A 24,694-nucleotide genomic window follows, 5' to 3' on the forward strand; every position below is an offset into this window, starting at 1 on the left:
TCTCTTGGTGCCCGGGCGATCAGCGGAGACGCACGCGGGAATCTGGTGGCGGCTCGGCGGGGAGCACGGACCGGACCGCGTCACGGATCAGCTCGCAGCCGGCTCTCAGCACGGCGAGGTCCATGTTCAGCGCGGGCAGCAGCTTGACCACCGCCTTGCCGCGGCCGGTGGACTCCACGACCAGTCCGCGTTCGAAACAGCGGGACACCACGGCGTTCGCGGCGGCGCGGCCGCCGACGGCGGTGAGGTCGATCCCGGCCGCGTGCCCTTCGCACCGCACCTCGACACCCGGCAACGGGTTGTCCCGCCAGAAGTCGCGCAGCAGGCGGGCGCCGTCCCGCGCGGTGGCGAGGAACTCCGGGCGCTGCCACAGGTCGAGCGCGGCGCACGCGGCCACGAAGGCCAACTGGTTGCCGCGGAACGTGCCGGGGTGGTCCCCAGAGTCCCACGAGTCCATGCCCTCGCGGATGAGCAGGATGGACATCGGCAGGCCGAGACCGCTGATCGACTTCGACACGGTCACGAGGTCGGGCACGATCCCCGCTCGCTCGAAGGAGAAGAAGTCACCGGTGCGGCCGCAGCCCGCCTGGATCTCGTCGACGATCAGCACGATCCCGTGCCGGTCGCACAGTTCGCGCAGGGCACGCAGGTCCGCGTCGGGGAACCGGTAGACGCCGCCTTCCATCTGGACGACCTCGAGGATCACCGCGGCGGGCAGCTCGACGCCGGACAGGTCGTCGGTGAGCATCCGCTCGATCAGCGCCACCGAGGGGAAACCGCCCTGCGGGCCGACCGGGAACGGCACGAACGCCACCTCGTCGAGCGGCACGCCGGCCGCCTTGCGCAGCCCGAGGTCGGCGGTCGCGGCGAGGCTGCCGCGGCTCACCCCGTGGTAGGCCCCGGAGAACGCGATCACCTTCGCGCGGCCGGTGTGCTTGCGCGCGAGCTTGAGAGCCGCCTCGACGGCGTCGGTGCCGGTGCTGCCACAGAACTGCACGCGGTGCGACAGCCCTCGGGGTTCGAGGACCTCCTGACCGAAGCGTTCGAGGAAGTCACGTTTGGCCGGTGTATAGCAGTCCAGCGCGTGCACCAGCCCGTCGCGCTCGAGGTGGTCGATCACCCGGCGCCGGATGTGCTCGTGGTTGTGCCCGTAGTTGAGCGCGCCCGCCCCGCAGAAGAAGTCGACGTACTCCACGCCGTCCTCGGCGAAAATCGTCGAACCCCGCGCGGCGGCGAACACCGCGGGGAACGCGCGGCAGTAGGACCGCACGACGGACTCGCGTTCCTCGAACGCGCCGAGCGGGTCAGTGGTCGGGGCTGCCACGGCCACCAGTTCGGTCATCGGTGATCTCCCATTCTCCTGCGCGGGATCCCGGCGGGGTCGCCCGCGCCCGCCTCCGCGATCGAGCCGAGCACGGCGAGGTAGTCGTCGAGCAACCGCTCGGCCTCCCCGTCACGCAGGCGGTCGGCGTAGTAGGACAGGACGACCCGGGGCCGTTCGTCGTCGGTGACGTCGAGCCGCAGCGAGAACTCGGTCTGGTTGCGGGTGCCGTCCGGTTCCCCGGCCCCCGCGTCGCCGTCGGCGGCGGCGTCGGCGGACTGCTGTGCCCGCAACGCCGCCGACACCGGGTAGTTGGCGACCACGACGACCGAGTCGAACAGCGGGCCGTCACCGGTACCCATGCGCTGCACCGTGCCCGTGTCGACCGCGGCGTGTTCGGCGCCCTCGACCCGCGCGAGCTGGAACCGGTCGAACAGCGCGGTCAGCGACTCGCCCGCGTCGACCGCGACCCGCACCGGGAGCGCGGCGACGAACATGCCGACCGCTCGTTCGACGCCGTCGACGGCGAAGTCGCGGCCTGCCGACACGATCCCGACCGTCACGTCGGCGCGTGCCAGCCGCTCGGACACCAGCAGCGCCCAGGCGGCGCACACGACCGTCGAGAACGTGTGCCCGTGCTCTGCCGCGCGGGCACGCAACCCTTCCCCGGTCTCGGGGTCGAGCCGTGCGGCCCGGCGGCGGAACCGGGACGGCCCGTGTGTGCCGGGCGCGGCCGCGAGCCGGGACGGGCTCGCACCACTGAGCTGGCCGCGCCAGAAGGCGGCGTCCGCGACCGGGTCCGCGTCGTCGCCGAGCGTGCCGACCACCGGGACCTCCGGCAGTTCGGCCTGCCCGCCCGTGACGGCGGCGAGGTACAGGGCCAGCAGTTCGTCCAGCAGCACCAGGTTCGACCAGCCGTCTGCCAGCAGGTAGCTCTGGACCTGGCCCATCCACCACGAGTCCGGCCCGCGCACGAGCCACACCCGCCACAGGGGTGCCACCGCGACGTCGACGGGTTCTGCGCGCACGGTCTCCATGAGGTCGACCAGGTCGTCGGCGGCCGAGGGCCGGTCCCGCCAGTCGAGCACGTCGATCAGCGGCGTCACCTCGTCGGCGACGACGCGGCGCCAGCCGTCACCGGCCCTGCGGAAGGTCGTGCGCAGCGCGGGGTGCCGGTCGCACAGCAGGCGCCACGCGGTGACGAAGCACCCGGGGTCCACCTCGAACGGAAGCTGGGTCGTCGACTGCATCCGGTACAGGCCGGGCACCCACGCCTCGTCGAGCACCGTCAGCATGTGGTGCTGGGTCGGTGTCACCGCGTCGGCGTCGGCAGGCGCGGCGGCCACCGCGGCGCCGGACGTGCCGGCCTCGTCGAGTGCCGCCGCGAGTGCCTCGACCGTCTGGTGCGCGAACACCATGCGCGGCGTGATCGCCAGCCCCGCGCGGCGCGCCGCGCTCGCCATCCGGATGACCGCGATGGAGTTGCCGCCGAGGGTGAAGAAGTTGACGTCGACCGGGACGTCGTCGGTGGCCAGCGCGGCGCGCCACAGTTCGACGAGCCGCCGTTCGGTCGCGGTCGCGGGACCACGCCCGGCACGGCGTTCCGCCGTCGGCGCGGGCAGCGCCTTGCGGTCGATCTTCCCGTTGTGGGTCAACGGGAACGCGTCCATGCGGACGAACGCGGCGGGCACCATGTGCTCGGGGAGGCGGACCGCCAGCGCACGCTTCAGCTCGTCGTCGCCAGGACCGTCCGCGTCGGGGGCGACGAGGTAGGCCACGAGTGTCTTCGCGCCGTCACGCGGGCCGTGGGCCGCGACCAGGACGGCACCACCGCCGAGGAGGTCCCGCAACGCGGCCTCGACCTCACCCGTCTCCACGCGGTAGCCGTTGATCTTGACCTGGAAGTCGATGCGGCCCAGCAGCTCGAGGTTCCCGTCCGGCAGCCACCGCGCGCGGTCGCCGGTCCGGTACAGGCGGGCGCCGGGCACCGCGCCGAACGGGTCGGGCACGAACCGCTCCGCGGTCACCCGCGCCCGGTCGTGGTAGCCCCACCCGACGCCGACGCCGCCGAGGTACAGCTCGCCAGCGACACCGACCGGCAGCGGGGACAGCGACTGGTCCACCACGTAGGCGGTCTGGTTCGCCATCGGCGCGCCGTACGGGATGCTGCGCCACCCGGGGTCGAAGCCGTCGATCAGGTAGATCGTCGAGTCCATCGACACCTCGGTCGCGCCGCCCATGCTGACGAGCTGAGCCGCCTCGTCCACCACCGCGGCGGCACGGCCGGGCAGCGACAGGGGGATCCAGTCACCACCGAGCAGGACCAGCCGGATCGGCAGGCGCGCACCCGGCCGCGCCGCCGCCCTCACCTCCGCCTCCTCGACCAGCAGCCCGAAGAGGGCGGGCACCGAGTGCCACACGGTCACCCGCTCGCGTTCGACGATCTCGAGCCAGCGGTCCGGCGACCGCTCGTCCTCGGCGGACGGGAACACGACGGTTGCACCCGCCATCAGGGTGCCGAACACGTCGTAGGCGCTCATGTCGAACGCCAGCGCGGACACCCCGAGGACCCGGTCCCCCTGGCCGACACCGAAGCGGTCGTTGAAGTCGGTGAAGTTGTTGACGCGCCCGCGGTGGTCGAGCAGGACACCCTTCGGCAGGCCCGTCGACCCGGACGTGTAGATCAGGTACATCAGGTCGTCCGGTCGCACCGGGACACCGGGCCGCGTGGCCGGGTAGCCCGCCGCGTCCTCCGGATCGAGGACCGTGACGTCGTCCGAGGTGATCCGCTCGTCGCGGCCGAGCACGAGCCGCGCGCCGGAGTCGGCCAGCAGCCACCGCAACCGGTCGGCCGGGTACGCGGGATCGAGCGGCACGTAGCCCGCGCCGGTCTTGGCCACCGCGAGCTGGGCGACGACGAGGTCGATGCCGCGGTCCAGGCAGACACCGACGCGTGCCCCGCGCCCGCAGCCCCGGTCCAGCAGCGCGTTGGCGAGCCGGTTGGCGCGCGCGTCCAGCTCGGCGTAGGTGACCGCGCCGTCGCCGCAGACCACCGCGACGGTGTCCGGCGCGCGGTCCGCCCAGTCCTCGAACAGGCCGTGCGCGGTCCGGTCGCGCGGGAACTCCCGCTCCGTGCGGTTCCACCGGCCGACGACCAGCGCGTGCTCCTCCGGCGTCAGCAGTGCCAGGTCGCCGGCCCGGCGGGACGGCGACTCGCACATCCCGGTGAGCAGCCGGTGGTAGTGGCCGAGCAACCGGTGCGCGGCGGCCTCGTCGAGCACCGAGTCGTCGAACTCCAGCGACACCATGACCGCGTCGCCGGTCACCGCGCAGGACAGGTCGAGCGGGAACTTCGCGGTGTTCGAGTGCAGCTCGGCCGGGGTGAGGGACAGCCCGGGCAGCCGCAGCTCGTGCGCGGGCCCGTTGTTGAACACGAACATCACGTCGAACAGCGGGCTCTCGGCCGTCGACCGCCTCGGCGCGAGGCCCTCGACGAGCACGTCGAACGGCACCTGGTGTTCCCGCACCCACAGGGTCCGGTCGGTGGTCCTGGCGAGGACGTCGGTGATCCGGTCCTCCTGCGCCACGTCCACCATGACCGGCGCCGTGTTGGCGAAGTAGCCGATGAGGCCTTCCGTCTGCCGGTTCCGGTTCGCCATGACCGTGCCGACCGCGAACCGGGACGCACCGGCGTACCGGTGCAGGAGCACGGCGAACGCGGTGAGCGCGACGTTGAAGACGGTGGTGCTCCGCGCGGCCGCGAGCCGCTCCAGCTCCCGGGCCAGCCCCGCGTCCCAGGTGGCGCGGACGCGCTGTCCCGTCTTCGCGGCGCCCCGGTCGCCCGGCGACAGCGCGAGCGGCTGCGCGCCCGCCATGTGCTCGCGCCACTGGGCGACGAGCCCGTCGTGGTCGGCCGGCTCACCGGCGCGTTCGTGCGCGGCGGCGTCGGCGTAGTCGATCTCCAGCTCCGGCAGGCGGGACGGTCGTCCGGCGCGGGCCGCGTCGTACAGCTCGGCCAGCTCGCCCAGCAGCACACCGACCGACCACGCGTCGGTCGCGATGTGGTGCACGACCAGGACCAGCAGGTGGTCCTCCGGCGTGATGCGCAGGAGCCTGCCGCGCAGCACCGGGCCGGTGCGCAGGTCGATCGAGCCCGCCGCCTCGCGCTGCGCCGCGGCGAACGCGGCCGCCTCGTCCGCCACCTGCTCGACCGGGAACGCGAGCGGGCGCGGCGGCAGCACGACCTGTTCGAGGCCGCCACCGGTCGCGCCGGACCGTTCGCGGTACACGGTTCGCAGCACCGCGTGGCGGGTGACGATGCCGTCGATCGCGGTGCGCAGCGCGGTCTCGTCCAGCTCGCCGACCAGCCGCACGCCGTAGGGCACGTTGTACAGCGGCTGCCCGTCCGCGAGGGACTCCGACACCCACAGCAGCTCCTGACCGCGGGACAACGGGCAGGGCACCGCCGGGTCGCGGCGCGGGATCACCCGCGCCGCACCGCGTTCACGGCCGCGGGCCAGCAGCATCGCGGCCAGCAGTTCCCGCTTCGCGCCGGACAGCCCGGACAGGGTCCGGTGTGAGCTGTGCTGTTCTTGCCCGAGGTCCACCATCACGCGTCTCCCTCGTGGTCGGACGCGAGCAGGGCACGCGCCTCCTCGTCGGTGACACCGTCGATGAGCGCCTCCAGCTCGCGCCGCTCGTCGTCGGTCAGGCTCGCCAGCTGCATCTCCTCGAGCGCCTCCGCGACACCGCGCACGGTCGCGCGTTCGAAGACGGTCCGCAGCGGCAGCTCGACACCCGCCTGCGTGGACAACTCCGTCACCAGCCGGGTGGCGAGGAGCGAGTGGCCGCCCAGCTCGAAGAAGTTGTCCAGCGCACCGACGGTCGGCGCGCCGAGCAACGCGGCGAACACCGCCGCGACGAGCGACTCGGTCGGGCCCGCGAGCGGCTCGAACCGCCGTCGCACCCGCTCGACCACCACGTCGTCGCCCTGCAGCGCGGCCCGGTCGATCTTGCCGTTCCTGGTGCGCGGCAACCGGTCCAGGAACACGTAACCGGTCGGGATCATGTACTTCGGCAGCCGGGCCGTGAGCGCGTCGGCGACCGTCGCCGCGTCGCGTTCGGTGCCCGCCAGGCACGCGACCAGGCTCTCGTCGTCGGCACCTCGCACGACGACGGCGTCGGTGACCCCGTCGACCTCCCGCAGCGCCGTCTCCACCTCCGCGGCCTCGATGCGGAACCCGCGGATCTTGAGCTGGTCGTCGAAACGGCCGAGGAACTCCAGCCGCCCGTCGCGGGACAGCCGGGCGCGGTCACCGGTCAGGTAGAGCCGCGCGCCGGGCACCTGGCTGAACGGGTCCGGCACGAACCGCGCGGCGGTCGCCCTCGGGTCCCCGAGGTAGCCGCGGCCGACGACGAGACCGCCGATCGCGAGCTCGCCCGGCACGCCGAACGGCTGGCGCGCACCGTCCGCGTCGACGACGTGACTGGTCACGCCCGCGACCGGGTGCCCGATGGTGAGCGCGCGGTCGGTCCTCGGCGGCTCGGTGAGCAGCGCGAGGTGCGTGTCGTCCGAACACTCCGCCGGCCCGTAGGCGTTGACCACCGGGATGCCGGGGAAGCGGCGCAACCACCGCGCGCACAGGTCCGGCGGCAGCTCCTCACCGGTCGCGATCAGGTACCGCAGGTGCGCCACGGCCCGGTCGTCGGTCCAGTCGCCCGCCCGGTCCAGCAGCGCCCGGATCATCCCGGGCACCAGCTGCAGCACGGAGACCCGCCGGTCACGGACGAGCGCGAGGAGCGCGTCCGGGTCGCGGCTGGTGTCGTCGCCGCTGACGACCGTGGCCGCGCCGCGGGTCACGCCGACGAGCATCTGCCAGATCGAGATGTCGAACGACTGCCCCGCGGTCTGCGCGATGACATCCCGCTCGGACAGCGCCAGGTCGTGCCCCATCAGTTCGAGGTGGTTGCACAGACCGGCCTGTTCGACCACGACGCCCTTCGGCTCGCCCGTCGTACCCGACGTGAAGATCACGTAGGCGCGTTCGCGGTCGTGGCCCCGACGGGCGCCCAGCACCCGCGCGGGGTCGGCCACCACGTCGTCGAGCACGAGCCGGGGCCGGTCCGGCCCGGCGAGCGTGCCGAGGCGGTCCGCCTGCTCGGCGTCGGTGACCACCACGGCGTCGCCGAGCAACGCGAGGACGGACGCGATCCGCTGGTCGGGGAAGTCCGGGGTGACCGGGACGTAGGTCGCCCCCACCTCGCCGCAGGCGATCGCGGCCGCGATGTGCGCCGCCGAACGCCGGGCGCACACGAGCACCGCGGGCTCGGCGCCGGTGACCGCACCGGCGAGTCCGCCGGCGACTCCGGCGGCGAGGTCGCGCAGCTCCCGGTAGGTCCAGACGGTGTCCCCGTCCACCACCGCGGTCGCGTCCGGCGTGCGGTGCGCCCAGTCCTCGAGCGCCGCGGCGGGCGAGCGCCCCAGCTCCGGCGCCGGCCCGGCCGACAGGGCTTCCTGCGCACGCACCTCGGCGTCCGGGCGCAGCTCGAGTCCGGCGATGGTGGTCGCCGGACCCGCGACGATGCCGCGCAGCAGGGTCTCGAAGTGGTCGAGGAGCTGCTCCCCCGTCTCCTGGTCGAACAGGTCGGCGTTGAGCTCCAGCGTCGCGTGCAGGCCGTCCCGCTCCTCGGCGAGGTCGAAGCTGAGGTCGAACTTGGCGGTGTCCTCCTCCGTGTGCAGCCGTTCGAGCTTCAGGTCGCCGAGTTCGATCTCCGTGTAGGGCGCGTTGTGCAGCACGAACATGACCTGGAACAGCGGGCTGCGGCTCAGGTCCCTGCTCGGCTGCAGCGCGTCGACGACCCGGTCGAACGGGACGTCCTGGTTCGCGTAGGCCTCCAGGGTGGTCGACCGGACCCGTTCGAGCAGCTCGGTGAACGTGTCGTCGCCCGCGATCCGGTTGCGGAACACGATCGTGTTGACGAAGAACCCGACCACGTCCTCGACCTCGACCGACCGCGTCGACACCGGGGTGGCCACGGCGATGTCCCGCGTGCCGCCGTAGCGGTGCAGCTGGGTGTTGAACGCGGCGAGCAGCGTCATGAACAGCGTCGCGTTGTGCTCGCGACCGACGCGCCGGACCTCGTCCACCAGCTCGCTCGACAGCACCCGGCGGACCGTCAGGCCCCGGTTGCTCATCGTGGCGGGCCGCGGGCGCTGACCGGGGAACTCCAGCAGCGGCGCGGGATCGCGCAACCGGTCGCACCAGAAGTCGAGCTGGCCGGCGAAGTCGCCGCCCTCGACCCGGTCGCGCTGCCAGCTCGACCAGTCGGCGTACTGCACCTCCACCGGCGGCAGCGGCGATGCCGTGCCGTCGCGATCAGCCTGGTACAGCAGGGCGAAGTCGCGGACGAGCACCTGGAGGCCCCAGCCGTCCGCGACGACGTGGTGCACCGTCAGGACGAACACGTGGTCGTCCTCGCCGATGCGGATCAGCGTCGCCTTCTCCAGCGGCGACACCCCGAGGTCGAACCGGTGCGCGGACGCGGCGGCCACACAGGCCTGCCAGCGCTCCTCGGCGGTCGCGGCGTTGTCCCCGTGGTCCGCGCTCAGGTCGACGAAGTCCAGCGGCATCGTCACGTCGGCCGCGGCCTCGACGATCTGGCACACCGCACCGTCCCGCATCACGAGCCGGGTGCGCAGTACCTCGTGGCGTTCGACGAGCTTCGCCAACGTGTCCGACAGGGCCCGCCGGTCGAGCGGGCCGCGCAGCCGGACGACCGTGGAGCTGTTGTAGGCACCCGTGTCACCCTCGAGCCGGTCGAGCACCCACAGCCGTTCCTGACCGTAGGACGACCGGAGCGCGCCATCGCGCGGCAGCACGGCGATCGGTTCGGTCCGCGACGCGCCGCCCGCCATGCCGTCGATGTGCTCGGCCAGCTGGCGGACCGTCTGCTTCTCGAACAGCGTCCGCAGCGCGATCTCGCGGCCGAACACGCGCCGGATGCGGGACACGACCTGCGTGGCCATCAGCGAGTGCCCGCCCAGGTTGAAGAAGTTGTCGTCGGGCAGCACCCTCGGCGCACCGAGGACGTCCTGCCACACACCCGCGACCAGTTCCTCGGTGGGGGACACCGGTGTCTGCGGCCCGTCCTCCTGCGCGCCGCCCACGACCGACGGCGCGGGCAGCGCGGCCCGGTCGACCTTCCGGTTCGGGGTCAGCGGGATCGACTCGAGCGGCACGACGAACGCGGGCACCATGTACTCGGGCAGGCGGGTGCGGACGTACGCCTTCACCTCCGTGCCGACGACCTTCGTGCCCGCTTCGGCGACCACGTAGGCCACGAGCCCGGTCTCACCGCCCGCGTCCTCGCGGGCGACGACGATCGCGTCCCGCACCCCGGCCGCGGCCCGCACCGCGTGCGCGACCTCGTCCGTCTCCACCCGGTAGCCCCGGATCTTGACCTGGTTGTCGGCCCGCCCGACGGGCAGGACCGACCCGTCGGGTGCGTAGCGGCCGAGGTCGCCGGTGCGGTAGGCCCGGTCGGCCTCGGCGCCTTCGGAGTCGTTGCCGCCCAACGGGTTGCGGACGAACCGCGCGGCGCTGAGCGCCTCGTCGCCCGCGTAGCCGAGCGCGAGGTGCGGCGACCGGATGACGAGCTCGCCGACCTCCCCGATGCCCGCCAGCTCACCCGCGTCGTTGACGACGAGCAGCTGGACGTCCTTCATGCCGTGGCCGAGCGGGTAGGTGACACCCGGGTCCTCGGCCGCGGTGCCGTCGGCGGTGGGCACGACGTGGTAGCCGACCGCGCGCTGCGACTCGGTCGAGCCGTAGAGGTTGACGCAGGTCGCGGAACCCGCCATGCGGGTCACCGCACGCACGTCCCGGCTCGTCAGCGTGTCCCCGAGGAAGAACACGCGTTCCAGCCACGGCAGCGTGCCCGGTGCCACGGTCAGCTGGTCGAACAACCGCGCCATCGGAGGCGTGAGGTGGCTGACCGAGATCTGCTGGGTGCGGAACCACTGGGCGAGCCTGCCCGGGGTCTCCACGTCGAACCGCAGGGGCACGCAGATGCACGCGCCCGTCACCAGCGGGGTGAAGACCTCGCGGTGCAGCGGGTCGTGGCTGATCCCGGAGATCATGCTGTAGCGGTCGGTGTCGCGCAGGCCGAACCGCTCGACCATCCACGGCACGAAGTGGGTGAGCGAACCGTGCCCGCCGCGGATCCCCTTGGGCTTGCCGGTCGAGCCCGACGTGAACGCGACGTACGCGCAGTCGGTGGGACCGACCGGAACGGCGCTCGCCTGTTCCGCGCCCTGCGGCACGAGGTGCCGGACGTCGGCGAGCTTGGTCGGCAGCTCGAAACGGCAGCGCGGATCGTGGCGCCGCAACGCGTCCTCCACGGCGAGCGGGACCGTGCCGGCACCTTCCAGCTGCAGGAAGGCGACCGGACGTGCGACGTCGAGGCAGTCGGCGATGCGGTCGGCCGGATAGCTCGGATCGAGGATCGCGAACGCGGCACCGGTCCGCATGACCGCGAGGACCGCCCAGACGAGCGAGGCGCAGCGGTCGCCGTAGACGGCCACCACGTCGCCCTTCTCCACCCCGTGCCGGGTCAGGACGCTCGCCAGCGCCGCGGTCGCCCAGGACAGCTCGCCGTAGGTGAGGTCCTGGCCGGGCTCGGTGATCGCGATGCGCCGCGGCTCGCGCTCGGCCCAGGACTCGAACCGCTCCACGACCGAGCCGTGCCAGGCCGCGTCGAGCGGCTCGGCCGGGTCAGGGAGCACCGCACGCGCGCGGGGGGTGTCCAGGCGCAGCGCACCGATCGCGCGCCCGCTGTCGCCGACCGCCTGCTCCAGTACGCGGACCCACTGCGCGAGCAGCTCGTCCATCGACTCCTCGTCGAACCGGTCGGCGGCGTACACGAGGTCGAGGCCGAGCCCGGACTCCTCGGTGCGGACGTAGAAGGAGAGGTCGAACTTGGTGCCGATCTCGGGCACCGAGAACTCCTCCACCGACAGCCCCGGCAGCGCGACCTCGTGCGGCGGGATGTTGAGCATGTTCAGGTAGACCTGGAACAGCGGGGTGGTGGTGAGGTCGCGCTCCGGTGCGAGCCTGCCGACGAGCGTCTCGAACGGCACGTCCTGGTGCTCGTAGGCGTCCAGGGTGGCGGTGCGGACCCGGTCGAGCACGGCGGCGAACGACGGGTCACCGGTCAGGTCGGCGCGCAGCACCACCGAGTTGATGAAGAACCCGATGAGGTCGGACACCTCGCGCCGCCCGCGGCCCGCGATGGGCGCGCCGATCGCGAAGTCGTCCTGGCCCGCGAGCCTGCCGAGGGTGACCTGCAGTGCGGCGGCCAGCACCATGAACACGGTCGCGCCGGAGTCCGAGGCGAGCCGTTCGATGTCCGACCGCAGCCGGTCCCCCACGACCGTCCCGACCCGGTCCGCGAGTCCGGACGGCTGCCCGGCCACGTGCCGCGTCATCGGCAGGGTGAGCGTGGGCAGGTTCTCCAGCTGCTTGCACCAGTGGGCGATCGAGTCGTCCAGGTCGCCGTTGTCGAGCCGGTGGCGCTGCCACCGCGCGAACTGGTCGTAGGTCACCTCGAGCTCGGGCAGGCCGGTCTCCGGTGCCTGTCCGGTCTCCTGTGCGTAGAAGTGGGCGAGGTCGCGCTTGAGGACCTCCATCGACCAGCCGTCGCCGACGATGTGGTGGAGCGTCAGCACCAGCACGGCGTCGTCGCGGTCGAGCTCCAGCAGCCGCAGGCGCAGCAGCGGGCCCTCGGTCAGGTCCATCGGGGTGTTCGCCTCGCCGGCCACCACCCCGACCGCCTCCGCGCGGCGCTCCTCGGCGGTCGCGCCGGTCAGCGCGGTGCGGGTCACCGGCACCTCGACGTGGTCGCGCACCCGCTGCGTCAGCACACCGTCGTCGTCGGCCAGGACGGTGCGCAGTGTCGTGTGCCGGTCGACGAGCGCGGCGACGGCCCGGTTCAGCGCGGCCTCGTCCAGCTCGCCGGTGAGCCGGAGCGCGCCCGCGAGGTGGTAGCGCCCGGTCGCGGCATGCGCGTCCGCGCCGCGGTCGAGCTCCTCCAGGATCCACAGCCGTTCCTGCATGACCGACGGCGGACCGGCCGCGGCACGCGTGTGCGCGGCGATGTCGTTCGCCGTGTCCCGGACCGCCGCGGCGTCGCAGCGGGCGGCGTAGTCGCGCAGGACGGGCACCTCGAACAGGGTGCGCAGCGGCACGTCCCGGCCCAGCTCCTCGCTCACCCTCGCGGTGGCCGAGGTCGCGAGCAGGGAATGACCGCCCAGCGCGAAGAAGTCGTCGCCGTTCCCGATCTCGTCGAGTGCCAGCAACTCGGCCCACACGCGGCCGACGACCCGTTCGGTGCCGGTCTCCAGCGCGGTGGCCGTCGCGTCGGCGAAGTCGCCCCGGCGCGGCCGTTCGAGCCCGCGCACGTCGAGCTTGCCGCCGGGCAGCCGCGGCAGCTCCGGCCGCACGACGAACGCGGCGGGCACCATGTGCGCGGGCAGCACCGCGGCGCAGGCCTCGGCCAGCACCCGGGGGGACAGCGCCGCGTCGGCGCTCTCGACGTGGGCGACCAGCGCGGCGTCGAGCCGGGTGACGACCGCGGCGGAGACGTCGTCGCGGGCCAGCAGCACGGCCTCGATCTCCCCCGGCTCGATCCGGAAACCACGCACCTTGAGCTGGCTGTCGGCGCGGCCGAGGTAGTCGATGGCGCCGTCGGCGCGCACCCGCACCAGGTCCCCCGTCCGGTACATCCGGGCGCCCGGGACGGCGGAGAACGGGTCCGGCAGGAAGCGTTCCGCGGTGAGCGCGGGCCTGCGGTGGTAGCCCAGCGCCAGGCCGGTGCCGCCGACGTACAGCTCGCCGACCGCGCCGGGCACCGCCGGGTGCAGGTCCTCGTCGAGCACGTACGCGGTCCCGCCCGGCAGCACGGCGCCGAGCGAGGGCGTCCGGCCCGGTTCGCAGTCCGCGGCGGTGATCGCGACGGTGCACTCCGTCGGCCCGTACGCGTTGACGAACCGCCTGCCCGGCTGCCACCGGTCGACCTGTTCGGCACGGCACGCCTCGCCGCCCGACACCAGGGTCCGCAGGTTCGGCAGGTCGCGGGCGGGCAGCGTCGCGAGCACGGAGGGCGGCAGCAGGCAGACGGTGATCTCCCGCTCGGCGAGGGTGTCCGCGAGCTCCGCGCCGACCAGCGCGTGGTCGCGGCCGACGACGCACAGCGTGCCGCCCGCGGCGAGCGTCGGGAAGATCTCCCAGACCGAGGCGTCGAAGCTCAGGCTCGCGAACTGGAGCATGCGCGAGGAGGAGCCGATCCCGAAGCACTCGGCCTGCGCGCCCGCGAGGTTCGCGAGCGCCCGGTGGGACAGCACCACGCCCTTCGGCCTGCCGGTCGAGCCCGACGTGTACATCAGGTACGCGGGGGTGTCCGGGTGCAGCGCGGGCAGCCGGTCGTGCAGCGGGGGCCTGCGCAGCGCCTCGGCGACGAGGTCGCCGGTCACCAGCAGGCGGGCCCCGGAGTCGGCGAGCATGAAGGCACGCCGCTCGTCCGGGTAGGCCGGGTCGACCGGCAGGTACGCCGCACCGCAGCGCTGCACGGCGAGGATGGCGACGACCGCGTCGACCGACGGCTCGATCGACACCGCGACGACGTCCCCGCCGTCCACGTCGTACTGCCGCTCCAGGACCCGCGCGACGTGCTCGACCTGCCTGCGCAGCTCCCCGTAGGTCACCACGCGGTCGTCGCTCTCGATCGCGACGGCGTCGGGTGTCGCGGTCGCGACCCGCTCGAAGCGGGTGGCGAACACCTCGGTCTTGTCCGCCGCCGCGTCGTTCGTCACCGCCGTGACCGGCCAGCGGGCGATGGTCGCCGCCGCACCCGGCGTGGTGATCCGCTGGTCCGGCCGCCGCGACATGGCGACGGCGGTCTCCCGGAAGAGGCCCGCGATGCGCCGCGCCGTGTCCGGGGTGAACAGGTCGGTGTTGTACTCGAGCCACCCGGTCAGCGCGCCGCCGTCGTCGGTGACCTCGAAGGTCAGGTCCGTCTTGGCGGTGCCGGTGTACAGCGGCGCCGTCTCGGCGCGCAGCCCGGACATCGCGGGCGACGGCAGCGCGCCGGTGTGCACGTCCAGCAGCACCTGGAACACCGGGCTCCTGCTGGGGTCGCGGTCGTGGCCCACCGCCTCGACGACCGCCGAGAACGGCACCCACTTCCACGCCATCGCCTCGACGGCCGTGGCCCGCGTGCGGTCCAGCAGCGTCCTGGCGGTGTCACCGGCAGGCACGTCGAAGCACATCGGCACCGTGTTGACGAAGAAGCCGACGACGTCGTCGTACCTGCCGTCCTCCGGGCGGTTGGCGTCGGGCACGCCCACGACGACACGGCGCTGCCCCGACAACCGCGACAGCGCGGACGCCGTGCACGCGGCGAGCACCATGAACACCGTCGCGTGCTGCTCGCGGGCCAGGTCGCGCAGCAGCGCGGAGTCCTCGGCGCTCAGCACGAGCGGGACCCGGTCGCCGCGGAACGTCTGGAGCGCGGGCCGCGGCCGGTCGACGGGCAGGTCGATGGCCGGTGGCGCACCGTCGAGGTGCCGCGTCCAGAACTCCAGGCCCTCGCGGCCGGCCGCCGACTCCAGCCGGGCGTGCTCCTCGTGCGCCCATGCCAGGTAGTCGTGTGCGGGCGCGGGTGGCTCGCCGCCCGCGTACAGCGCGGCCAGGTCGTCGGCGAGGACCTGCATCGACCGGCCGTCGGACACGATGTGGTGGAACGCCAGCAGCAACGCGTGCTCGGTCTCGGCGAACCGGACGAGTGTCGCGCGCATGAGCGGCGGCTCGTCGACCGCGAACGCCCGCGTGGCGTACTCGCCCGCCAGGCGCGTCAGCTCCGACTCGCGCTGTCCGGGTGCCACCGCGGTCCGGTCCAGCTCGTCGAACGGCGCGGCGAGTCCACTGTGGACCTCGGGGACGGGGAGTCCGTTCTTCTCGCGGAAACCGGTCCGGACGGCGGGGTGCCGCTCGACGACCAGGTCCAGGGCACGCCGTAACCGGTCGCGGTCGAGTGCGCCGTACAGCCGCAGGACACCCGGCACGACGTACGCGCTCGACCCGGGCGCGAGCTTGTCGAGGAACCACAGCCGCTGCTGCCCCGGCGACACGCGCGGCTCGAACACCGCGGCGGCGGACTCCGCCACCGCGGGATCGGTGGCCTCGGCGAGCAACTCGTCGATGCGGCTCGCCTGGGCCCGCACCGTCACCGACTCGAAGAACATCCGCAGCGGCGGCTGGACCCCGAACTCCCTGCGGACGCGGGTGTTGAGCGCGGCCGCGCGCAGCGAATGCCCGCCCAGCGCGAAGAAGTCGTCGTCCGGCCCGACGCCGTCGACCCCGAGCACGTCGCACCAGACGGCCGCGAGCGCGCGCTCGGTGCCGGTCATCTCGGCGGCCGGGCGGACGACGGCACGTGCCTCGGCGCGCAGCGCGGCCGAGTCGACCTTGCCGTTGGCGGTGAGCGGGATGTGCGCCAGGACGAGGAGCCGGGTGGGCACCATGTAGCTCGGCAGCCGGGTCTGGAGCCAGTCGCGGAGGGTCTCGGCGTCGAGGTCGCCGGTGACGGCCGCGATCAGCTCCGCCGCACCGGGACCGCCCGACGCGACGACGGCCGCCTCGACGACGTCCGGGTGGCGGCGCAGCACCACCTCGATCTCGCCGAGCTCGATCCGGTAGCCGCGCACCTTGACCTGCTGGTCCGCGCGGCCGACGTAGCGCAGCTCACCGTCGGCGGAGCGGCGCACCAGGTCGCCGGTGGCGTAGAGCCGCGCGCCCGGCGTGGAGGCGAACGGGTCCGGGACGAAGCGCTCCGCGGTCTTGCGGGGCGCGGACGCGTAGCCCCGGCCCACCCCGACACCGCCGATGTAGGCCTCGCCGACGACCCCGTCCGGCACCGGCCGCAGCGCGGCGTCGAGGACGTGGATCACGGCGTCGATCATGTCCGCGCCGATGGAGATGTCGCGGGCCCGCGCCACCTGCCCCGACTCCGGCCCGAGCAGCGCGACCGTCGAGCAGACCGTCGTTTCCGTGGTGCCCCAGCGGTTGTACAGCGTGACGTGCTCGCGTGCGGCCGAGAACCACCGCGCGAGCTTGTCGGGGTGTGCCGCCTCGCCGCCGATCAGCACCGTGCGCAGCGTCGGCGGCACCGTGACCTCGCCGTCGAGCGCGGACACGAGCACGTGGAAGAACGCGGTCGGGATGTCGATCATGGTGAGCCGCCGTTCCGCGCACCACGACCAGAACCGCTCCGGTGACGCGACCACCGACTCGTCCCGCAGCACGAGCGTCGCGCCCCGGATCCATGCCGAGAAGATCTCCTCGAGGCACGGGTCGAAGGTCAGCGGCGCGAACTGCAGCACCCGGTCACCCGGCCGGACGTCGAACGCGTCCAGGAAGGACATCAGGTAGCTCAGCAGCGACCGGTGCTGGATCTGCACGCCCTTCGGCCGCCCGGTCGACCCCGACGTGAAGATCACGTAGGCCAGGTTGTCGTCGCCGATGAGGAGGTCCGGGCGCTCGCCGGAGCCCGGCCGGTCCTCGTCGACCCGGATCGCGGTGCCGAGTTTCTCCGCCAGCTCGGCGGTCCCGGCGTGGCAGAGGATCCGCGCGCACCGCGCGTCGCCGACCATGTCCGCGAGCCGGGCCGGGGGCAGCGCCGGGTCCAGCGGCACGAACGCGGCGCCGGACTTCATCACGGCGAGCATCGCGATGACGAGCTCGGGCGACCGGCGCAGGCACAGCCCGACGGTGTCCTCCGGCCGCAGCCCCAGTCCCCGCAGCTCGTTGGCGAGGCGGTTGGCGGCCTGTTCCACCTCCGCGTAGGTCATTTCGAGGCCGGCCGCCTCGAGCGCGACCGCGTCGGGCGTGAGCGCGGCCGTCGACTCGAACAGCTCGTGGACCGAGGTCACCCCGGGCCGTTCCCTGGCGGGGACGTCGGCGCGGGCGAGCGACTCCGTGGTGCCCGCGAGGCGGAGGGCACTGGCCGGCGCGTCGCGCAGCCGGCCGAGCTGTCCCAGCAGGTCGAGGTACTGCGCCGCCAGCTCGCCGGCGAAGCCCTGCTCGAACCGGTCGGCGCGGACCAGCAGGTGCGCGAGCAGCCCGTGCTCGACGGGGATGGCGTGCAGGGTGATGTCGAACTGGGTCGCGAGCTCACCGACGGCGAACGGCTCCAGCGTGAGGTCGCGCAGTGTCGCCGAGGCGGCGCCGGCGCCGAACACCACGGACGTCACGTCGCTCGCGATGGCGCCCTGCGGCCGTTCGAACACGACGGCGGCGTTGACCGCGGCCGCCGCGTTGCCCCGCGCACGCAGCAGCTCCACGAGCTTGCCGTACGGGAAGTGCTGGTGGGTCAACGACTTCCGCAACTGCGCGCCGGTGCCGCGGACGAGGTCGCCGACCGTGGTGGCACCGCCGAGGTCGGCGCGGACGGGGACGGTGTTCGCGAAGTAGCCCGCGGTGTTGCGGAACCGGGCCTGTGGCCTGCCCGTCGTCGTGGCGCCGACGAGGAACTCCGACTCGCCGCTGTGCGCGCCCATGAGCACCTCGAAGGCGACCATCAGCACCGCGAACAGCGTCGTGCCCGCCTCGGCCGCGACCTGCTCCAGCTCCGCGACGACCGCGGCGTCCACCACGACGCGCTGGTGCTCGACGCCCGTGTCGTGCGCGTTCCCCTCGCGGTACGGCAGGGCGGGTGCGTGCACGTCGCCCGCCAGCAGGTCGAGCCAGTAGCGCTCGTCGGCCGCGCCGCGCGCGGAGCGTTCGTACTCCTGCTGCCAGCGCACGAACTCCTCGTAGCCGGTGGCGGGCGGGAGCTGTGGGGTCGTGCCCGCCAGCACGGCGCCGTAGATCGTCGCCAGCTCGTCGAGCAGCGTGACGACCGACCAGAAGTCGGTGATCGCGTGGTGCTGCGCGAGCACGAGAACAGGTGCGCCGATCCCGGTGAACAGCGCGGCGCGTGCGACGTCGCCGTGTTCGATGTCGAAGGGGGCGAGCGCGTGGTCGTCGACCCGCGCGCGCAGGACGGTCTCCTCGCCCGTCATCGGCACGACGGCCAGCTCGAACGGTCGCCCGCCGTCGATCCGGTGGGTGCGGCGGCCGCCATCGGTGCCGAACCGCGACGTGAGGATCGGGTGCCGCGCACCGAGCAGGCGCACCGCGTCGGTGAGCGCGCCGACGTCGACCGGCTCGGCGAGGCGCACCGAGACGGACACGTTCTGGCGGCAGTCCGGCCCCTCCAGGTCACGGATGAACAGCAGCGCTTCCTGCCCGGCGGACAGTGGCCCGAGGGTGGCGGTCCTGGTCGCGGGCGCCGGGGCAGCCCCCGTTTCGCTGCCCGGTTCGCTGCCGGGAGCACTGTCCGGTTCGGTGTCCGTGAGCCGGGACGCGATCACGGTCGCGAGGTCGCGCAGGCTCTCCGGCCGCAGCAGGTCACCGGCGTCGAGGACGACGCCGAGCCGGTCCTCCAGCTCGAAGGCCAGTTCGACCGCCGCGAGCGAGTCGAGGTTCAGGTCGGCGACGGTCGCCGGACCGTCCTGGACGTCCCCGTACCTGCGCAGCTCCGACTCGATCGCGTCGGCCCGTTCCCCGGGCGGCAGCGCTCGCAGCGCGGCACCCGACAGGGCCGCGAACAACCGGCCTTCCGTCGCGGGGACGGCGGACCGGCGGTACTTCTCGCCCTCGACCGCGCCCGCGAGGTACGCCGTCCGGCTCGCGAGGCGCTGGACCTTGCCGCTCGACGTCTTCGCGATGCTGCGGGCCGCGAGGAGCACGACGTCGTGCAGCGCCACGCCGTAGTCCGCCAGCACCGCGGCGGCGATCGCGTCGGCCACCGCGGGGAGTTCCTCGTCCGGCGTGCCTGCCGCGACCTCCTGCAGCAGGACGCACTGCTCGCCGTCCTCGGTGTCCACCGAGAACGCCGCGCCGCACCCGGGACGCGACCGCGGCGACGCGAGGACAGCCGTCTCCTCGAGGTCGTGCGCGTAGAGGTTCCGGCCGCGGACGACCATCATCTCCTTGAGCCTGCCCGTGATGTGGAGCTGCCCGTCCAGCACGAACCCGAGGTCACCGGTTCTGAGGAAGGGGCCCGTGCCGTCGGGGAGGTGCGCGTCGAAGGTCGCCGCCGTCGCGGCCTCGTCCCTCCAGTAACCCGCCGCGACCGACGGACCACGCACCCACAGTTCCCCGACGGCACCTGGCGTGACCCGGGTACCGCTCCCCTGGTCCACGATCGCGATGTCGTGCCCGATGGCCACCTGTCCCGACGACACGAGGACCTGGCCGCTGTCGCCACCGGTCTCACTGTCGCCGCTCTCCTGCGCCCGGCCGCCCTCGAGTGCCGCCCGGTCCACGACGAGCCGCCGCACGCCGTTCCCGCGCCCGGCACCGGCGACGAACAGCGTCGCCTCGGCGAGCCCGTAGCACGGCAGCAACGCGGACGGGTCGAACCCGCTCGGCGCGAACGCCTCGGCGAACCGCGTCATGGTCCGGTGCCGGACCGGCTCCGCACCGCAGAACGCGACCCGCCACGTGGACAGGTCGAGGCCGGCCCGCTCGGCGGGCGTGCTCTTGTTCACGCACAGGTCGAACGCGAAGTTGGGGCCACCGCTCGCGGTGGCGCCGCGCGCGGCGATGGTCTCGAGCCACCGCATGGGCCTGCGCAGGAAGTCCAGCGGGGACATCAGGATCGTCGAGATCCCGCTGAGCAGCGGCTGCAGCACGCCGCCGAGCAGGCCCATGTCGTGGTAGAAGGGCAGCCAGGAGACATTGACGTCGTCGCCGGTGAGCCCGAAGTTGCCCGCGATGGAACGGCCGTTGGCCACCAGGTTCCGGTGGGTCACGACCACCCCGCGCGGGGTGCCGGTCGAGCCGGACGTGTACTGCAGCAACGCGACGGCGTCGGCGTCGAGCACCGGCGGCCGCCACCCGTCGGCGTCCTCGGCCATCGCGTCCTCAGTGGACAGCCAGGGCAGTGTGGCCAGCTCCGGCGCGTGCGCGAACAGTTCCGTGGCGAACGCCTCGACGAGGCGGGTCGACAGGACGATCGCCGCGTCCGAGTCCCGCGCCACGGCACGCAACCGCGGCATCGTGCGCTCGAGACTCGTGGGGTCCGGCGGGTAGACGGGCACCGCGACCATGCCCGCGTACAGCGAGCCGAGGAAGCCGACGACGAAGTGCTCACCGGGTGGGTAGAGCAACAGCACCCGCGCACCCGGCCGGGCCCGCTGCGCGAGGGCGACGGCCACCGCGCGCGCACGCGCGTCGAGCTCGGCGATGCCGAGCGTCGTCGCGGTCGCCCCGCTCTCGGCGAGGAACTCGTAGTGCACGGCGGTGCCGCGCTCTTCGACGTTGCGGCGCACCGCGTCAACGACAGAGCAGTCCCAATCCATAACCGTTCCCGTGTCGGCTCGAGGTTCCATGGCACGGTCGTGCCGGGGAGGGGCGCCCGGCGCCCGGTGTCCGTCCGTGGTCCGGGGTCAGTACCCGGCGAGTGGCCTGCGGCCGCAGATGGCCCCGATCCGCTTGCGCGCGTGCGCACGGACCTGGGGGTCGAGGGTGTGGACCCTGGCCGAGGCGCTCTCCGCGGCGGTCAGCACATCGACGACGACCTCGGCGATCTCCGCGACGTCCTCCGCGTCCAGCCCGCGGGCCGCCATGCTGTTGCTGCCGAAGCGCACACCCGAGGCCACGTTCGCGGGGTGGACGTCGCCGACGATCCGGTTCTTGTTGACGAGGATGTCGCACTCCTCCAACGCCTTCTCGGCGTTGACCCCCGTGATGCCGAACGACGACAGGACGTCGGCCACCACGATGTGGTTGTCGGTGCCCTCGGAGATGACCCGGACACCGCGGCGCATCAGCTGGTCGGCGAGGGCGGCCGCGAGCGAGCGGACCCTGGCCATCGTGTCGGCGAACCGCGGCGTGTCCACGGCGCCGAGGGCGTAGGCCTTCGCGGCGATGCTGTTCACCACCGGTGCGCCCTGCATCAGCGGGAACAACCCGCCCTGCATGGCCTGTTCGAGGGTCCTGCCGTCGGGCAACGTGGTCGTGGCCGACTCGCCGAGGAGGATGAGCCCGCCGCGCGGCCCGTACAGCTGCTTGTGCGTGCAGGTCGTGACGACGTGCGCGTGCTCGATCGGCGACGGGTGCAGCCCGGCCACCACGAGACCGGCGATGTGCGTGATGTCGGCGAGCAGGTAGGCGCCGACCTCGTCGGCGATCGCGCGGAACGCCGCCCAGTCGATCGTGCGCGGGTAGGCCGTGGTGCCCGCGATGATGAGGCGGGGGCGGTGCTCGAGCGCCTTGGCCCGCACCTCGTCGTAGTCGATCAGCCCGTCGGGCGCGAGGCCGTAGCCGCGGGCCACGAACACCCGGCCGGACACGTTCACCGGGGCGCCGTGGCTGAGGTGGCCGCCCGCGTCGAGGTCCATCCCCAGGATCGGGTCGCCTGGGCTCAGCAACGCGTTCATGACCACCTGGTTGGCGGTGCTCGCGGAGTGCGGCTGCACGTTGGCGTAGCGCGCGCGGAAGGCGTGCTTGGCCCGGTCCACGGCGAGCCGCTCGACCTTGTCCACGTTCACACAGCCCGCGTGGAACCGGCGGCCGGGATATCCCTCCGCGGTGACGTTCGCGAAGATGCTGCCCTCGGCGAGCAGCGCCGCGGGTGAGACGGGACTGCACGACGCGACCAGCGCGAGGGTCTCCCGCTGTCTGCCGAGCTCGTCGTTCAGCAGCCCGAGCAGGACCGGGTCGTCGAGTTCCAGTGAGTCGAGTGCGTTCTCGTAGAAGGAAGGCAGTGAGGTGCCGGCCTGTGCGGGCAACGGCAGACCCGCGACATTGGTCACAAAATCCCCCAACGGGTGCGTGAATGGACGGGTCTCAGAAGTTCGGCATGGACAACATGGCCGCCACCCGCCGGTTCGGGTCCTCGAAGGCGCGGCGTCCGTGCATCACCCGTTTGTTGTCGATCATGACGATGTCGCCGACCTCCCATTCGAGGTCGACCGCCACTTTCTCGGTGGCGTCGAGCGCGTCCCAGCGACAGTGCTGCGGAATCGGTGACCCGTCCTCGAAGGACACGATGGCGCCGGAGCCGAGATAACTGTTGCACAATGTGCGGGAATCGATGTACGGCGCCTGCGGCACCGCCGAAACGGTGTAGCTCCAGTTCAGGTTACCCGCGTCATCGAAATCGTACGTGAAATCGTCGAACTCGGCGAAGAGCCGGTCGAGCTCGGCCCGATCGGACGTCCCGAAGACACGTTCCTGGTGCTCGGGCCCGGTCGCGAACGGGAGGCGCCACGTCAGCCTCTTCTCCTCGAACAGGTCCCGGGTCTCCTTCGCGAGCAGGTCGAGCGCCGCGACACCGTCGTACACCGTGGTGGCACCGCCGGAACTGGCGGGTTGCACGCAGTAGAACCACTGCAGCCCGGGATGCAGTGGGCAGTAGCTCATCTCGGCGTGGGCGGGGATCGGGTTGCGGTGCGCGTCGACCAGCAGCACCGCCCCGTCCTCGGAGATCGTCTCCCGGTTCGGGTTCTGGTGGAAGTACAGTTTTTCGGAAAACCTCTGGACCAGTTCCCGGAAATCGTCGGCGGTCGCCTCGAAGCCGCGAAACATCAGCGTGCCGTGCTGCTTGAACAGGTCGACGACCCCTTCGTAGGGCAGCTCGGCAAGAGCGGCACCACCGCCCTTTTCGATGACCAGGCCGTGATGCTCACTGAGAAGGGACGTCGACAGTAACGTCGTCATAAACCACTCCGAGGTCAAATGATTTCGCCACTGCTGGCGACACGAACGACTTTAAGCACTATCCAGCGCAGGGCGCAACCACCGTCCAAAAAGACCCCGCGCCCATTTCTCCGCCATTCCGACATGACACGCCAACCCCCTACCGGCACCAGCCGCCGCGATGTTCTTAGTACAGCGGAACCCGGGCCGCAAACGTCGCGGACGCAGTTGCACACCGGATCGCGGCAGACGGTTTTCCCGTGCTCAGCGCGTCGAAGCCAGTACCGGCACGCGCGCACCGCCGCACACCGCTGTGCAACTGCGACCGCTCCTGGACGCCGGCCGTCGACGACTGCACGATGGGAACAGCCGACCGGCGACCGCACGGAAAGGGGTGCCATGGCGGGTCCCCGCGCTCCCCTGCCGGACCGCGCGCCGGTCGTGGTCATCGGCGGCGGTGTGATCGGCACGAGCATCGCGTTCCACCTGGCGGAGGCGGGTGTGCCCGAGGTACTCCTGCTCGAGCGCGGCGAACTCGGTTCCGGGTCGACCTGCCGGGCCGCCGGCGGGGTCCGCGCCCAGTTCTCCGACGAGTTGAACATCGCACTGGGCGCGCGCAGCCTGGCGGCGTTCACCCGGTTCGGCGAGCGGCCGGGCCAGGAGATCGACCTGCACCAGGTCGGCTACCTGTTCCTGCTGTCCACCCCGGAGGACGTGGCGGCGTTCGAACGGGACGTCGCGCTGCAGAACGAACTCGGCGTCGACAGCAGGATGATCGATGTCGGCGAGGCGCGGCGGCTGTCCCCGCTGATCGACACCGACGGACTGCTGGCGGCCGCGTTCTCCCCGGACGACGGCCACTGCACCCCGGAGTCGGTGGTACTCGGCTACGCGAGCGCGGCGCGCGGGCTGGGCGCCACCCTCCGCACGGGCACGACCGTCCTCGACATCGAGACCAGAGCCGACCGCGCGACGGCGGTGGTGACCGACCAGGGCACCGTCGCGACCGGCGCCGTCATCTGCGCGGCAGGCGCGTGGTCGGCGGCCGTCGGCGCGATGGCGGGCGTCGACCTGCCGGTCACCCCGGTGCGCAGGCAGGTGATGTTCACGGCACCGATGCCCGGCCTGCCCTCGGCGGTGCCGTTCACCATCGACTTCGCGACGTCGTTCTACTTTCACCGCGAGGGCCGGGGCCTGATGTTCGGCATGTCGGATCCCGCACAGGAACCGGGTTTCCACCTCGACTACTCCGACGCGTGGCTGCCCAGGGTGGCCGCGGCGATCGAGGCCCGCGCACCCGGACTGCTGGACGTGGGCCTGTCACCGGGGTGGGCGGGGCTGTACGAGGTCACCCCGGACCACAACGCCCTGATCGGCCGCGCAAGCAGCCCGTCCAACCTGTTCTACGCGACGGGGTTCTCCGGCCACGGCTTCCTGCAGGCCCCGGCCGTCGGCGAGGTGATCAGGGACCTCTACCTGGACCGCGACCCGTTCGTCGACGTCCGGCCACTCAGCGCGCAGCGGTTCGCGACCGCGGCGGGCGCCCGCCCCGAGACCCACATCGTGTGAC

Annotated in this window: 6 protein-coding genes; 1 reads left to right on the forward strand and 5 read right to left on the reverse strand. The window is 72.9% G+C overall.

All coding sequences use genetic code 11. The features are described from left to right. Nucleotides 1-19 precede the first annotated feature (19 nt). From FHR82_RS38865 to FHR82_RS38885, 5 genes are all read right to left on the reverse strand, one after another. Nucleotides 20-1,342: a diaminobutyrate--2-oxoglutarate transaminase gene (locus FHR82_RS38865; protein WP_184815646.1), complete on the reverse strand. Its 1,323-nt coding sequence runs from the start codon at nt 1,340-1,342 to the stop codon at nt 20-22. Continuing rightward, a complete protein-coding gene (locus tag FHR82_RS38870) occupies nt 1,339-5,931 on the reverse strand; it encodes a non-ribosomal peptide synthetase (protein ID WP_225944347.1) in 4,593 nt (1,530 codons plus the stop codon). The genes FHR82_RS38865 and FHR82_RS38870 overlap by 4 nt, the downstream gene beginning before the upstream one ends. Beyond that, nucleotides 5,931-20,753: a non-ribosomal peptide synthetase gene (locus tag FHR82_RS38875; protein ID WP_184815648.1), complete on the reverse strand. Its 14,823-nt coding sequence runs from the start codon at nt 20,751-20,753 to the stop codon at nt 5,931-5,933. The genes FHR82_RS38870 and FHR82_RS38875 overlap by 1 nt, the downstream gene beginning before the upstream one ends. Before the next feature lie 117 nt (nt 20,754-20,870). Next, the gene (glyA, locus tag FHR82_RS38880) at nt 20,871-22,238 is read right to left on the reverse strand and encodes a serine hydroxymethyltransferase (RefSeq protein ID WP_221464833.1); all 1,368 of its coding nucleotides are present in this window, start codon (nt 22,236-22,238) and stop codon (nt 20,871-20,873) included. Between the two features lie 34 nt (nt 22,239-22,272). After that, nucleotides 22,273-23,145 (reverse strand): TauD/TfdA family dioxygenase, encoded by an 873-nt coding sequence (locus tag FHR82_RS38885; protein WP_184815649.1) that lies wholly within the window; start codon nt 23,143-23,145, stop codon nt 22,273-22,275. A 378-nt stretch (nt 23,146-23,523) separates the two neighbouring features. Between FHR82_RS38885 and FHR82_RS38890 the strand changes: the two genes are divergently transcribed. Next, the gene (locus FHR82_RS38890) at nt 23,524-24,693 is read left to right on the forward strand and encodes an NAD(P)/FAD-dependent oxidoreductase (RefSeq protein ID WP_184815650.1); all 1,170 of its coding nucleotides are present in this window, start codon (nt 23,524-23,526) and stop codon (nt 24,691-24,693) included. Nucleotide 24,694 lies beyond the last annotated feature (1 nt).

This window comes from Actinophytocola algeriensis, from assembly GCF_014203735.1.
Taxonomy (GTDB): Bacteria; Actinomycetota; Actinomycetes; order Mycobacteriales; family Pseudonocardiaceae; genus Actinophytocola; species Actinophytocola algeriensis.